Origin of the sequence: Aquicoccus sp. (genome assembly GCF_041686535.1) — a bacterium.
Taxonomy (GTDB): domain Bacteria; phylum Pseudomonadota; class Alphaproteobacteria; order Rhodobacterales; family Rhodobacteraceae; genus Aquicoccus.
Genome location: NZ_JAWLDS010000027.1, coordinates 21,763 through 36,332 on the forward strand (window position 1 = coordinate 21,763; position 14,570 = coordinate 36,332).

Consider the following 14,570-nt stretch of genomic DNA (forward strand, 5'->3'; position numbering starts at 1 on the left):
GAGAACATTAGTGAACTTTAACAGAACGCTCGGCTCAACCCACTGAAATCAGGCGAATTGCCTGATCCTGCTCCATTAACCAAAGCAGGTTCCGTGCCGCCCGCCCTCGATCCGTTTCAAGCACCGGATCGTCGGTCAACAGCTTGCGCGCATCGCTCTGCGCCACCGCCATTAGCGCCGCTTGATGCTCCATGTCGCCAACCCGGAATCTCGGCAAGCCGGATTGTGCCACACCGATCACGTCACCTGCGCCACGCATCTCCAGATCGACCTCGCTGATGCGAAACCCGTCCTCGGTATCGCGCAGCGTGGTCAGCCGCCGCTCGGCGCCTTCGTTGAGGGGCGCCTGATACATCAAAAGACAGGTCGAGGCGCCGCTCCCCCGTCCGACACGCCCCCGCAACTGATGCAATTGCGCCAGCCCGAAAATCTCGGCCCGTTCGATCACCATGATCGTGGCATTGGGCACATCCACCCCCACTTCGATCACCGTCGTGGCGACCAGAACACTGGTCTCGCCACGTTGAAACGCGGCCATTGCGGCATCCTTTTCCTGTCCCGGCATCTGGCCGTGGACCAGCCCCACCCGGTCGTCGCCGAGCGCGGCGCGCAGATGCTTGAACCTTTCCTCCGCCGCAGTCAGATCGCTACTCTCGCTCTCATCGACGAGTGGACAAACCCAATAGGCCTGCTTGCCCTCGCTCACGGCGCGACGCAGATGCTCGACCACCTCCTCCATCCGCGCGGCGCTGACCAGCGCGGTCTTGATCGGTTGTCGACCGGGCGGCTTTTCGTCGAGAATCGAGATATCCATGTCACCATACTGCGCCAACGACAGGCTGCGTGGAATCGGCGTCGCCGTCATCACCAGAACATCCGCCCCCGCACCCTTGCGGCCCAGCTCCAGCCGCTGGCGCACGCCGAACCGATGCTGCTCGTCGATGATGGCCAGCCGCAGATCACGGAATTCCACGTCCTTCTGAAACACCGCATGGGTGCCAACGAGGATCTGGATATCGCCCGCCGCCAGCGCTGCCAGCTTGGCCCGGCGCTCGCCCGCCTTGTCGCGTCCGGTCAGGATGTCGAGAACCACCCCCGCGCTTTCGGCAAGCGGACGCAGCCCTTCGAGGTGCTGGCGCGCCAGTATCTCGGTGGGCGCCATCATAACGCCCTGCCCGCCCGCTTCGACCGCGATCAGAAGCGCCATGAACGCCACCAGGGTCTTGCCTGACCCCACGTCGCCCTGCAAAAGCCGGTTCATGCGTTGCGGCTTGCCCATATCCGCCGCGATCTCATCGATTGCCCGGGTCTGCGCTCCCGTGGGTTGAAAGGCCAACCCTTCCAGGACCTTCGACTGCAACCTCCCCGTCCCGTGGCTCTCGCGCCCCTTGGCGCGCCGCAGTTTCGCCCGGGCCAGCGCAAGGGTCAGTTGATGCGCCAGGAATTCGTCATAAGCCAGACGCTCGCGCGCCGGGGCCGTCGCCGCAAGATCAGCCACCGACCGCGGCGCATGGGCGCGCTCAACCGCATCCCGCCAATCGGGCCAGCCCGCCCTGGCCTTTTGCAACGGATCGATCCATTCCGCCAGAACCGGCGCACGCATCACCGCCGCGCGGGCCGCCTTTGCCATTACTTTCTGCGTCACCCCGGATGTCAGCGGATAAACCGGCTCGAATTCGGGAACTTCGGCCGCCTCGTGTGGCTCGAGCACGTAATCGGGATGCACCATCTGCGCCATCCCGTCGAACATCTCGACCCGCCCCGAGACCAGTTTTCGGCTACCCGGGGGCAGAATCCGGTGCAGATATTCGTCGCGCGCATGAAAGAACACCAGCTGAAACGCGGTCCTGGCGTCCTCGACGTTGATACGATAGGCCCCGCCGCGCCGCGTCGCGTGGCGATGCTGCCCAACCTCGACCTCGACGGTGAGCGTCGCGGGCAAATCCGCCCCCTGAACCGTGTCGCGCCTACGTCGGTCAACCACCGAATAAGGCAACGTGAAGAGCAGGTCGCGCGGTTTCTCGATCTCGATCTGGGCGAGGTGGCGCGCGGTCTTGGGCCCCACGCCTTCCAGCGTTTCAATATCCGCGAAAAGCGGGAAGAGAGGCTCGGGCCGCCCGCTCATAGCCCCTCGATCATGGCAAGCCAGCCCTCTTCGTCGATCGTCGCGACCCCAAGTTCCGCGGCCTTCTTCGCCTTCGATCCGGCCCCCGGCCCGGCAATGACGAGGTCGGTCTTTGCCGACACGCTGCCCGCGACCTTGGCCCCCAGTTCTTCGGCCCGCGCCTTGGCTTCGGCCCGGGTCATCTTCTCCATCGTTCCGGTAAAGACCAGTGTCTTGCCCGCGACCGGGCTGCCTTCGGCTCGCACCGGCGGTTCGGCCGGCTCGATCTCAAGCTTGCGCACCAGACGCTCGATGCTCGCCCGCTCGGCCTCCTGCGCGAACGTGGTCACGAGCGACGTCGCGAGCACCTGTCCAACGCCGTCAATCGCCAGAAGATCTTCCCAGGCCGGCCCCTGCAGAGCCCGCGCCTCATCCATCGCCGCGACAAAGCTATCCCAAGTGACGTAATGCTGGGCAATAAGCCGCGCCGCCACTTCGCCCACATGCCGAATGCCAAGCGCGAAAAGAAGCCGTGCAAAGGGAATCTTGCGCTTCTCCTCGATCGCTTCAAAGAGGTTCTGCGCGCTTTTCTCGCCCCAACCCTCGCGATTCTTGAGCTGTTGCAGCCCTTCGCCATACCTCGCTTGCAGATGAAAGATATCCGCGGGCTCCCTGATCCAGCCATCGCGATGGAATTGCTCGACCTGTTTGGCGCCGAGCCCCTCGATGTCGAATGCTTTGCGAGAAACGAAATGCTTGAGCTTTTCCACCGCCTGCGCCGGACAGATCAGCCCCCCGGTACACCGCCTTACCGCGTCGCCATCTTCTCGAATGGCTGCCGATCCGCATTCCGGGCAATGATCGGGAAAGGCAAATGGTTCCGCCTCCTCGGGCCGCTTGCCAAGGTCCACATCCGCAATCTTGGGAATCACATCGCCCGCCCGATAGACCTGCACCCAATCGCCAACGCGGATATCCTTGCCGCCCCGGATCTCCTCGCCGGTGTTGGAGCGGCCGGCGATGTAATCCTCGTTATGCAGCGTCGCGTTCGACACCACCACGCCGCCCACCGTCACCGGCTGCAACCGTGCCACCGGGCTGAGCGCGCCGGTCCGCCCAACCTGGATGTCGATCGCCAGAAGCCGGGTCCAGGCCAGTTCGGCGGGAAACTTGTGCGCAATCGCCCATCGCGGCGTGGTCGAGCGGAACCCAAGCCGCTTTTGCAGCGCGAGGTCATCGACCTTGTAAACCACCCCGTCGATGTCATAGCCCAGCGTCGCGCGCTGCTCCTCGATCATCCGGTAATGGGCCAGCATCTGGTCGAGTCCCGCACAGAGCCGGGTCAGTGGGTTGGTGCGAAATCCCAACGCTTCCAGCCGCGCAATCGCCTCCATCTGGGTTTCGGCCAGGGGCGTGCTCACCTCGCCCCAACCATAGGCGAAGAACCGCAGCGGCCGGTCGCGGGTGATCGTCGCGTCAAGCTGGCGCAGAGATCCAGCCGCAGCATTGCGCGGGTTGGCGAATGTCCTGCCTCCGCGTTCTGATTGCCGCTTGTTGAGAACCTCGAAATCGGTATGGCTCATGTAGACTTCTCCGCGCACTTCGAGGATCGGCGGCGCGCCCTCGATCCGCTCGGGAATGTCATCCACCTCACGGGCATTGGCGGTCACGTTCTCGCCGGTCTCACCATCGCCGCGCGTGGCCGCGCTCACCAATGCGCCGTCTTCATAGCGCAGCGACAGGCTCAGCCCGTCGATCTTGGGCTCGGCGGTATAGGCAATTGCCGCCTCCACCCCGAGATAGCGGCGAACGCTGTCATCGAACTCGCGCAGATCCTCCTCATCGAAGGCGTTGGCAAGTGACAACATGCGCACCGCATGACGGATCTTGCCAAAGCCCTCGGCCGGGGTCGCCCCGACCTGATCGCTGGGGCTGTCACTGCGTTTGAGATGTGGAAACCGCGCCTCGATCGCCTGATTGCGCTGCTTGAGCGCGTCATATTCGGCATCCGAGATTTCCGGTGCATCATGGGTGTGATAGGCCGCGTTCGCCGCTGCGATCGCCTTCGCCAATCGCTCCAGTTCGTGCTGCGCCGCGCGCTCACTCAACTGCTCAACCGGTGTTTCGCCCGCCACATCACCCCCCAAGCATCGAGAACACGCCACCTCGGCGCGGGACTCTCTCGCCAAGGATTAGCCGCGGTCCGGGCCAAGGTCCAGCCTTGCGCGGCACCCTGAGATCGCCCAGCCCCGACGATCCCACGCCCGAAAGACCGCCACCTTGCAGGGCGCAAAAGCACCCACGGTGGGTTTCAGGCGCCGCGCGATCCGTGCGCGGCGCCGGTGGGCGAATATTGGCTGCGGCCCGGGCGACGGCTTTCGCGTCAGCTCATGCGTCTCTCAGGTTGCCTTAAGCCAGCGCCTCTCAAGCCCCCATCGCGATCTGGCGATCTGGTTCCTCGATCGGGGATGGATCGCGCAGGACATAGCCCCGCCCCCAGACGGTTTCGATGTAATTCTCCCCGTCGGTCGCAATCGCCAGTTTCTTGCGCAACTTGCAGATGAAAACATCGATGATCTTGAGTTCCGGCTCGTCCATCCCGCCATAGAGGTGATTTAGGAACATCTCCTTGGTCAGGGTCGTGCCCTTTCGAAGGCTGAGCAGTTCCAGCATCTGGTATTCCTTGCCGGTCAGGTGGACCGGCTGTCCATCGACCTCGACCGTCTTGGCATCGAGATTGACACAGACCTTTCCGGTCTTGATCACGGATTGCGAATGCCCTTTCGAGCGCCGGATGATCGCGTGAATCCGCGCGACGAGTTCTTCGCGATGAAACGGTTTGGTCAGGTAGTCATCAGCACCGAAACCGAACCCCCTCAACTTGTTCTCGGTATCGTCGGCGCCGCTCAGGATAAGGATCGGCGTGTCTACTCGCGCCAGTCGCAATTGCCGCAATACCTCGTGCCCGTTCATGTCCGGCAGGCCGAGATCGAGAAGAATGAGATCGTAATCGTAAAGCTTGGCAAGATCGATCCCCTCCTCGCCAAGATCTGTCGTGTAAACATTGAGGTTGGCATGGGTCAGCATCAACTCGATGCTCTTCGACGTCGTCGGGTCGTCTTCCACAAGCAGCACACGCATTATTCGATTCTCCGCTTCAATGCTATCATCAGAATTAAACGTGAACAAAATTGGTTAACCACAAGTTACTGTCGCAGGAAAACTATGGGCTCACCTCAGGGTTGTCTATACTTTTGTCGATGAGTTGCCTTCAGCGCATCTTCTCCGAACTCGGTAACAGCCGAGACCCATTCAAGAAATTCCTCCCTGCTCAACCCATATCTCGCCAGGGCCTCCTCATGCGAGATCAGGCCGTAGATAACACCGCGCACCACTGCCGCCTTGCGGCTGGCGACCCAACGCGTGGTATTCGCAGGCGGAAGATCGGAACGTGACATCACACGTCCATCCGGCAGGCTCACGGCCCTTGGCCCGTCGACTTTTTTCAGGTACATCGCCCAAACCTCGTCATTGCGATGCACAGGTGATGCATCCAGCAGACTTAATGATCGGTGAAACGGGGACTTGAGAGTGTTTAGGATTTTCCTATATTCCCCATGATCTGAAGGAACCCGAAATGTCGTTTGACACCGCGAGCCAGCTCAACTCGCTGGGATTCGCAAAACCCGTCTCCGAGACCCGCGTGGTGGTGGCCATGTCGGGCGGGGTCGATTCATCGGTCGTCGCCGCCATGCTCGCCGACGAGGGCTATGACGTGGTCGGCGTCACGTTACAGCTTTACGACCATGGTGCGGCGCTGGCCAAGAAGGGTGCGTGCTGCGCAGGTATCGACATTCACGACGCGCGCCGCGTGGCCGAGGAAATGGGCTTTCCCCATTACGTGCTCGACTACGAGAATATCTTCCGCGACGCTGTGATCGACGAATTCGCCGATAGCTACCTTGCCGGCGCCACCCCCGTGCCCTGCATCCGCTGCAACGAACGGGTCAAGTTCAAGGATCTGCTGGAAACCGCCCGCGATCTCGATGCCGATTGCATGGCCACCGGCCACTACATCCAGCGCAAGATCGGCCCGCACGGCGCCGAATTGCACAGCGCCGCCGACGCCAACCGCGATCAGAGCTATTTCCTGTTTTCGACAACGCAGGAACAGCTCGATTTCCTGCGCTTCCCGCTGGGCCACCTGGCCTCAAAGGACGAAACCCGCGCGCTCGCGGCGAAATACGGCCTGCCCGTGGCCATGAAACCCGACAGCCAGGATATCTGTTTCGTCCCCAATGGCGATTACGCCAGCGTGATCGAGAAGCTGCGCCCCGGCGCGGCCGAGCCGGGCGAAATCGTCGATATCGACGGCAACACCCTGGGCACCCACAAGGGCGTGATCCATTACACGATCGGCCAGCGCCGCGGCCTCGGCATTGGCGGGCTGGCTGACCCGCTCTACGTGGTGAAACTCGATGTCGACAATCGCCGCGTGATCGTCGGCCCCAAGGAGATGCTCGCCACCCGCATCGTGCCGGTGCGCGAGGTCAACTGGCTGGGCGACGACGCCCTCGACGCCATCGGCGAACGCGAGATCATTGTCAAGGTCCGCTCGACCCGGCCGCCCCGCCCCGCGATCCTGCGCGCGCTGACAGCGACAACGGCCGAGGTCGAGCTTCTGACACCCGAGGAAGGCGTCTCGCCCGGCCAGGCCTGCGTGTTCTACGAAACCGGCGGCAGCCGCATCTTCGGGGGTGGCTGGATTCACGCGCGCTGAGGGGCGACCTTTGGCCCTCAGCCTCGTCTTGCCTGAAATAATTCAGAGCGATGCTGGCAAAATGCCTCGGCATTTTGTCAAACGGGCGGTCGGCCCCCGCCTCACATCCGCGCCAGAATGGCCCGCGCCGCGCGCAACCCCGGCGCCTGGCCCCCCCGGCCAAGACGCTCCATCGTCAAATCCAGCGCCGCGCGCTGTTCTTCCGGGGCGTTGAGCATCGCAATCACGGCATCGGCCATCGGCCCCACGCGACAGGCCTTGCCGATGAAATCCGGCACGACCCGCGTGCCGCTCACGAGGTTGACCAACGTCACCGTATCAACCCGCAACAGCCGCGGGACGATCTGGCGGCTGAGCCAGTTGAGGTCATAGCCGATCACCATCGGCGTGCCCGCCGCAGCAAGTTCGAGCGAGACTGTACCCGATGCCGCCAGCGCCCCGTCTGCCGCCCGGAATGCCGCGCGCTTGCGCGCCGCGAACACATCCTCATCCACACCGCGCGGATCGAGCAGCACCGGATCGCCCGCCCAGCCCGGCACAATCCCGTTCAGAAGGCCCGCCACCGGCGCTGCGGCCGGGATCACCACCCGCAAGCCCGGGCGCGCGGCCACAACCCGGCCAATGACTTCGCTGAAACGCTCGGCCAGACGCATGACCTCGCCCTTGCGCGAGCCCGGCAACACCAACAGCATCTCGCCTGAGATCCCGTGTTCGGCCCGGAACGCCGCCGCCTCTGCGGCACTCGCCACCGGTTCGCTCACCACCGGGTGGCCGACGAAATCGCACTCCATCCCGGCGGCCTCCATATAGGGCGGCTCGAACGGCAAGAGTGCCAGAACATGGTCTATATGGCGCGCCATCTTCTCCGCCCGCCCGGGCCGCCACGCCCAGACCGAAGGCGCGACGTAATGCACCGTGCGGATATCCGACGCCGCCTTGACCCCCTTGGCCACACGCAGGCAGAAATCCGGCGAGTCCACCGTGATCAGAATGTCGGGGGCCCAGTCCAGCACAGCGCGCACCACCTCGTCACGCCGCCGCAGAAGGTGGCGCAGCTTGGGCAGCACCTCGGCCACGCCCATGATCGACAGTTCCTCCATGGGAAACTGGCTTTCGATACCCTGCGCGCGCATCTGCGGCCCACCCACGCCACGAAACGCGATATCGGGCACCAGCTCCTGCAACCCCGCCATCAGCGCCCCGCCCAAACGGTCGCCCGATGGCTCGCCCGCGATGACAAAGACATTCATGGCCGCTCCCGCACCCAGAGAAACATGCTCCTCGCATCCAGGGTTTCGATCACCCGCGTTTCATCCAGCACGATCACGCCGCCTGCCTCGATCACGATCCCGTCACAGCCGGCCGCGGCGGCCGCAACCGCGGTACCCGGCCCGATCGTGGGCAGGTCGATGCGCCGGTCCTGTCCCGGTTTTGGCCCTTTGAAGAGAATCGCACCCGATCCGGGCGCGCCATCCGCCGTATTGGCCAATCCGGCCAGCATCGCATCCGTTCCCGCACGCTCCTCGCGCGCCACAACCTTGCCCTTGCGGATCACGCAGGCCTGCCCCGCATCCGCCGCCCCCATCTCGGCCAGAACATGATCGCCCAGGTCGGCATCGTCCTGATGACCCGTACCAGGCTGCCGCCGTGTCGGAATCCCGGCCCGCGCCACGATCTCGGGGGCTATTTCATGGGCGGCACGGATCGCGAAGCCCGCACGCTCGAAGAGGTGGATCGCCGCGCGTAATGCCCCGTCATCCCCTTTGGCCAGCGCCTCCATGAAGATTGGAACAAGCGGGCGTGTCTCGGCATCGAGCATGGCCGGGTCGAGGGATGGACGGTCGATCGCACCGCAAAAACAAACTTCGCTGACGCCGCGCTCACCCAGCGTCAACAAGAATGTGCCAAGCGTCTCCAGACGGAACATCAGGTCCGGGTCGAGACGATCGGGCAAACAGTCCACCAGAGCACAGATAACCGGCGGCTCGTTCAAAGCCGCCACCACCTTGTCGGGCAGATACCCCCGCCCCGCAATCAATGCCAGCATCGCCTTACCCCGGGGTCAGAAACGAGCGGTCACTGCCCGCGGTCACGAAATCGACGATCTGGCGCACGTAATCGCTTTGCGTCTCCTCGCCCAGGCGCCGCGCACGGTCCTGGAACGCCCCCTCGCCCTGCGCCAGCATCTGGAACGCGGCGCGCAGCGCGGTGATGTCCGCACGCCCCACGCCCCGGCGCTTCAACCCGACGAGGTTGAGCCCGTCGAGAACCCCGCGCGGCCCCTGCACGAGGCCATGCGGGATCACGTCATTCGTGACCATGCTCAGCGCGCCGATGATCGCGCCCTGCCCGATGCGCACCCATTGATGCACGCCGCACAACCCGCCCACGATCACGTCATCCTCGATCACGCAATGCCCCGCGATGGCGGAATTGTTGACGATGATCACCCGGTCGCCCACCTGCGCATCATGCGCGATGTGACAGCCCGCCATGAACAACCCGTCATCGCCCACACGGGTCACACCGCCCCCACCCTCGGTGCCGGTGTTCATCGTCACGTGCTCGCGGATGCGATTGCGCGCGCCCACGATCAGCCGGGTTTCCTCGCCCTTGAACTTGAGATCCTGCGGCACCTCGCCGATCACCGAAAAGGAGAAGATCACCGTCTCGGCGCCAATCTCGGTGTTTCCGGTCACGACCACATGCGATTTCAATTCGACCCCCGCGCCCAGACGCACCTCCGCCCCGACAAGGCAGAACGGGCCGATGACACAGCCCTCGCCGATCTCGGCGCCCTCCTCAATGATCGCACTGGGATGGATACGGCTCATCCTGCTCACTCCTTCGGCAGGTCCATCATCGCGGTGAACTCGGCCTCGGCTGCTACCTCGTCACCGACCTTGGCCGTACCCGCGAATTTCCAGACCTTGCCACCGGGCTTGCCCCGCATGGTTTCGAGATACATCTCCAACACGTCGCCGGGTTCGACCATGCGACGGAACTTGCAGGTGTCGATCGCCATGAAATAAACCAGCATGTCGCGGTCGGCCATGTTCAGCGCGGTGCCCACCATCACCGCCGCGGTCTGGGCCATCGCCTCGACGATGGTGACACCGGGCATGATCGGCTTTCCAGGGAAATGGCCCTGGAAATGCGGTTCGTTCATGGTCACGTTCTTTACGCCGCGGGCCGATTGGTAGCCCACGATATCTTCGACCCGATCCACAAGCAGAAACGGATAGCGATGCGGAATGATCCGCTGGATCAGATCGATCCCCGCCCGGGTTGCCTCGGTCATTGTCGTTCCTTTCCTCGGCCCGCCGATGGTCCCCGCGACACGGTTCTTGCACCGTGACAGCGGCCGTCTGCAAGCGCACTGCGCTCGATTGTGCAGCGGGCCTCGCATCCACCCTGCAACGAATTCAATGGGAAACGCTTTAACAACTCCCCCCCAACGGGGCAAGCATCACCGCGCCGGCAACTCAGTCCTGCTGTTGAGGGGGTATCACGAGCGGTGGCGATTCTTGAGGCTCGACCGGCAGATCGGGGGCATCCTCTTCGACATCGGCCGGCACCTCGCTGCCATCGCCGATCGCATCGTCGATCCGCTCCACGGCCGCATCGGTCACGTCGACCACGTCCGAACTCAGAAGCACCACTCGCGTGTCGAGCAGAACCGAAGCGCCGCTTTCGCGCATCAACCGCTCGAGGACCGGGCGTGCCGCCCCCAGGAAACGGCGTTGGGCGTTCTCGTTCTCTTCGGCCAGCGCACGGGCCTTGCTTTCCTGTTCGGACCGAATGCGCTGAACCTTGGCATCGAATTCGTCCGCGGCATCGCGAAAATCGCTGGGTGACATGTCGGCGCGGCGTTCGGTCAGATCCTTCTCCTCGTCGGTCAGCTCCGACTCGATCCGACGGTTCTCGGCAGCCAGTTCCGCGCTCTCGGCCTCAAGTTCGCTGGCAACACGCTCACCAAACAACGTTTCGTTGAACAACCGGTTGAGATCGACGACGAGAACCGGGCTGTCCGGCAGGCCGAGGTCCTGCGCGCGCGCCGCTGGCGACATGCACAGCATGACCGCCAAGATCGCCAGAATCATCCCCCGCAGTGAATGCTCCATCATCGACTCAGAAATTGGTCTGAATGGTCAATTCGAACTGCTGTTCCCTGTCGAACGTCTCTTTCTGAAGCGCCTTGGACCAGTTCAACCGCAACGGCCCGACCGGGGTATCCCAGAAGATCGAAAGGCCCGCGACATGGCGCACCGGCCCACCCTCGTAAAGCGTGTTGCCACTCGTCTGATCCAGCCCCCAGACCGAGCCGACATCATAGAACAGCCCGCCCTCGATACCGTATTCCTCGGGCAGGCCCAACGGGAACTGCGCCTCGAATTTCGCGGTGGCAAAGAAATTCCCGCCAAGCGCGTCATCGAACGTACCGGCCTCGCGTTCCCGCGGTCCGATCCCGTCATACTCGAAACCGCGGATGATATCCCTGCCGAACAGGAAGCGATCGGTGACCCGGCTCGACTGCCCGTTCCTGAAATTCACCATCCCGCCGGCCAGCGTCGCGCGCAGCGTCACCTCTTCGTTCAGGATCCTGGTCTGCGCCATCATGCGCGCCGTCGATTTCGAGAAATCGACATCGCCCCCGGCACCGCCGAAGTCCTGGCTGAACTCCAGCAGCATCCCTGCGTTCGGGTTGAGCCCGCTGATCCGCGTGTCATAGGAAAAGGTGAAACCGACCGAGCTTGCGTTCAACGCGCCCTGCGATTCCTCACCGGCTAGAAGTGATGTGCCGGGCCCCGAATAATTGTAGATCTCGGACTGGTCGAACTTGTAATTCACCCCGAACCGCGCCCGCTCGCTGACCGGGAATTCCAGCCCAAAGCCAAGCCGCGTTTCGCGCGTATCGTAATTCGCGTTGTAGTCTTCGGTCTCGACATAGCCGACATCGAAATGGAACTCGACATCACGCCCAAGAAAGGCCGGTTCGACGAAATTGAACCCGTAGTTCCTGTTGTCCTCCGCACCCGAGATCGAGAACCGCAGCGACTGCCCCCGCCCGAGGAAGTTGTTTTCCTCGAACTGGATCGCAAGCCCGAATCCCGTTTTCGACGAGAAACTGCCGCCAAACCCCAATGAGCCGGTCGGAGCTTCCTCGACATCCACATCGATGATGACCTGCTCTTCGCTAGATCCCTCGCGGGCGTTCACATCGGCCTCTTCAAAGAACCCCAGGGCCCGGATGCGCTCGGCCGCTTCACGGATCTCGCGCGGGTTGAACGGGTCGCCTTCGACCACCCGGAATTGCCGGCGCACCACGCGGTCGAGCGTCGTGGTATTGCCCTCGACATCGATTCTCTCGATGAATACGCGTGGCCCGCGCACCAGGTCGAATTCCACGTCCAGCGTGAGATCCCGATCGTTGCGCGTGATGTTCGGCTCGACCCGCATGAAATCAATGCCCTTGCGCACCGCGAGACGCTCCATCCGCGCAATCGCGTTCTCGACAAGCGACGGCGAGTAGACAACGCCGGGACGCACGCGCTGGATGGCCGCGAATTCCTCGGCATCGACCCCGTCCATCTCGCTCACGGTGGTGATCTCGCCAAAACGGAACTGCTGACCTTCCTCGACATTGAAGGTGATGAAATACCCGTCGCGCTCCCTCGCCAGTTCGGCGTTCACACCCGTGATTCGGAAATCGACGTAACCGCGGCTAAGATAGAAATCGCGCAGCACCTGGCGGTCGAAGTCCAGGCGATCCTCCACGAAAGTGTCCTTCTGGATGAGAATCCGGAAGAGTCCGGCTTGTTTGCTTTCCAGAACGCGGCGCAGACGATGGTCGGAAAAGGCCTGATTGCCGACGAAACTGATACGCTCGATCTCGACATTGCCGCCCTCGAAGATCTCGAACACGAGATCGACCCGGTTGTCGCTGCGCCGAATGATCTTGGGGTTGACCTGTGCGGCGAGCCGCCCGTTCTGCAAGTAGGCCTCGGCGATGGTCTCGGCATCACTTTCTGCCGTCGTCGGGTTGTAAACAAGGCGCGATTTCGACTCGATGAAATCGGCGAGCTCCTCGTCCTTCAGGCGCCGGTTGCCCTCGAAATTGATCCGGTTGATCGTCGGGTATTCCTTGACCTGGATGACAAGCCGGTTGCCGCTCGGCTCGATCGTCACGGTTTCGAACAATCCACTGCCCAGGATGCGCTGATAGGCGTCGTTGAGCTCCGCGGCCGAGACCGTCTCGCCGCGAGCGATTCCCGCATAGCTCAGGATCGTGCCCGGTTCGATCCGCTGATTGCCCTCAATCGTCACATCGGTGAACCGATAGGACTGCGCACCGGCTCCCCCCGGCAAGGCCGTGAAAACGAACGCGATTCCGAGGAAAACCAACGCCAGAACTGCGCGCATCTTCCTGTCTTGCTCAATCTGGCCCGTGGCTGGGCCATTTATATTATGCGTCATTTGCTCAATCCGGTCAGACACCCCAACTAGAGACTAGCTAAAGGGAATACCCTGACTTGTCAAAAACGCAAAAGCCTACCGAAGGGCAGGCTTGCGGAAAAAGGATTGGTCTTTGAACGGGCACCGGCACAATGAAACTGCCGGGCGGGATGGCCCCGCCCGGCAATTGCGTTGAACCGACCTGAGATTCGCGTTCAGAACTGTGACCCGAGCCACGCTCCAGCCATCAGCGCGACGGCGATGGTGCAAACGTAAAGCAAACGGTCCCAGTTGAGATCCCACAACAGGTGAAGCCCCCGGTATCCGCGCGCGATCGTGCTCATGTCACACCTCTCATTGCCTTGGTGACGCTGTTTCGTTCACACGCAAAGGTAGTATGGCAATAAGGCGAATGCAGACCGTGATTGCGGCAAGATTATGGAGTTTGAATCGGCAACTATCAGGGACAGAACAGATCGTTGCTCAGCGCAAACACCATCAGCGACAGGATCAGCGTCAATCCGATCGTCATCAGGGCGCGCAACGCCCGGTCCGACGGCGGCCGCCCCGCCACGGCCTCATAGGCGTAAAACACCAGATGACCACCATCGAGCACCGGAACCGGAAACAGGTTGAGCAAACCCACGGCCGTGCTCAGCACCGCGATGAACCATATGAAACTGGCCGCGCCCTGGCTTGCCATTGCGCCCGACACCTGTGCGATTCCGATCGGCCCCGACATGTTGCAGCTTGAAATCGCGCCGGTCACCATGTGCCACAAACCCGAGATCGAACCCTCGATGATCCGCTCGGTCTGAATCACGCCCTCCCAGAGCGCCGTGCCGACACCCGCCATCTCGGTGGCCGGCTCGAACATCAGGCCGCCCGCGATCCCGATTCGCCAACTGGTCTTGTACCCGCCCTCTTCCTGCGGCTCATCCACCCGGCGCGGAACCAGCGTGAATTCGAGCATCTCACCGTCCCGCCACACGCTCAGCAACAGCGGCTTGCCTTCGCCGCCCTCGACGCGCTCGCGCAGCTGCTCGAAGGCAAAGATCGGTTCGCCATCCACCTCGGTGATGACGTCACCCACCTTCATCCCGATATCATAGGCGGACGATTGCGGCGACAGTTGCCTGACCATCGGCGGATAGGGATAGGGCCCGCGCACCCGCATCTCGCGTGCCTCCCGGCGTATGTCATAATCCAGGACCGGTTCGACAGGCACCG

The 14,570-nt window shown here is 62.9% G+C and carries 13 protein-coding genes; 1 reads left to right on the forward strand and 12 read right to left on the reverse strand.

What is annotated here, in order from left to right:
- Positions 1–34 precede the first annotated feature (34 nt).
- The 4 genes from recG to ACESL9_RS08155 form a co-directional block, all read right to left on the reverse strand.
- Positions 35–2,125: an ATP-dependent DNA helicase RecG gene (recG, locus tag ACESL9_RS08140; RefSeq protein ID WP_372674696.1), complete on the reverse strand. Its 2,091-nt coding sequence runs from the start codon at positions 2,123–2,125 to the stop codon at positions 35–37.
- Positions 2,122–4,239 (reverse strand): NAD-dependent DNA ligase LigA, encoded by a 2,118-nt coding sequence (gene ligA, locus ACESL9_RS08145; protein ID WP_372612534.1) that lies wholly within the window; start codon positions 4,237–4,239, stop codon positions 2,122–2,124. The genes recG and ligA overlap by 4 nt, the downstream gene beginning before the upstream one ends.
- Before the next feature lie 289 nt (positions 4,240–4,528).
- Positions 4,529–5,245, reverse strand: a complete 717-nt coding sequence (gene ctrA, locus ACESL9_RS08150) for a response regulator transcription factor CtrA (protein ID WP_372612536.1) — start codon at positions 5,243–5,245, stop codon at positions 4,529–4,531.
- A 95-nt stretch (positions 5,246–5,340) separates the two neighbouring features.
- On the reverse strand, positions 5,341–5,619 hold the full coding sequence (locus ACESL9_RS08155; RefSeq protein ID WP_372612538.1) for a DUF1153 domain-containing protein: 279 nt from the start codon (positions 5,617–5,619) through the stop codon (positions 5,341–5,343).
- A 122-nt stretch (positions 5,620–5,741) separates the two neighbouring features.
- Here ACESL9_RS08155 and mnmA point away from each other — a divergent pair, with 122 nt between their 5' ends.
- Positions 5,742–6,884, forward strand: a complete 1,143-nt coding sequence (gene mnmA, locus ACESL9_RS08160) for a tRNA 2-thiouridine(34) synthase MnmA (protein ID WP_372674697.1) — start codon at positions 5,742–5,744, stop codon at positions 6,882–6,884.
- Positions 6,885–6,985: 101 nt separating this feature from the next.
- Here mnmA and lpxB read toward each other — a convergent pair whose 3' ends face one another.
- The 8 genes from lpxB to rseP all read right to left on the reverse strand — a co-directional run.
- Positions 6,986–8,134 (reverse strand): lipid-A-disaccharide synthase, encoded by a 1,149-nt coding sequence (gene lpxB, locus ACESL9_RS08165; protein WP_372612542.1) that lies wholly within the window; start codon positions 8,132–8,134, stop codon positions 6,986–6,988.
- Positions 8,131–8,931 (reverse strand): LpxI family protein, encoded by an 801-nt coding sequence (locus ACESL9_RS08170; RefSeq protein ID WP_372674698.1) that lies wholly within the window; start codon positions 8,929–8,931, stop codon positions 8,131–8,133. The genes lpxB and ACESL9_RS08170 overlap by 4 nt, the downstream gene beginning before the upstream one ends.
- A 4-nt stretch (positions 8,932–8,935) precedes the next feature.
- Positions 8,936–9,718, reverse strand: coding sequence for an acyl-ACP--UDP-N-acetylglucosamine O-acyltransferase (gene lpxA, locus ACESL9_RS08175; RefSeq protein ID WP_372612546.1), 783 nt, complete (start codon positions 9,716–9,718; stop codon positions 8,936–8,938).
- A gap of 5 nt (positions 9,719–9,723) precedes the next feature.
- Positions 9,724–10,185 (reverse strand): 3-hydroxyacyl-ACP dehydratase FabZ, encoded by a 462-nt coding sequence (fabZ, locus tag ACESL9_RS08180; protein ID WP_372612548.1) that lies wholly within the window; start codon positions 10,183–10,185, stop codon positions 9,724–9,726.
- Positions 10,186–10,369: 184 nt separating this feature from the next.
- Positions 10,370–11,008: an OmpH family outer membrane protein gene (locus tag ACESL9_RS08185; RefSeq protein ID WP_372612550.1), complete on the reverse strand. Its 639-nt coding sequence runs from the start codon at positions 11,006–11,008 to the stop codon at positions 10,370–10,372.
- 7 nt (positions 11,009–11,015) lie between these two features.
- Positions 11,016–13,307 (reverse strand): outer membrane protein assembly factor BamA, encoded by a 2,292-nt coding sequence (bamA, locus tag ACESL9_RS08190; protein WP_372674700.1) that lies wholly within the window; start codon positions 13,305–13,307, stop codon positions 11,016–11,018.
- Positions 13,308–13,555: 248 nt separating this feature from the next.
- The gene (locus ACESL9_RS08195) at positions 13,556–13,684 is read right to left on the reverse strand and encodes a hypothetical protein (protein ID WP_372612554.1); all 129 of its coding nucleotides are present in this window, start codon (positions 13,682–13,684) and stop codon (positions 13,556–13,558) included.
- A 116-nt stretch (positions 13,685–13,800) separates the two neighbouring features.
- On the reverse strand, positions 13,801–14,570 hold a 770-nt coding region (rseP, locus tag ACESL9_RS08200), incomplete at its 5' end, for an RIP metalloprotease RseP (protein WP_372674701.1).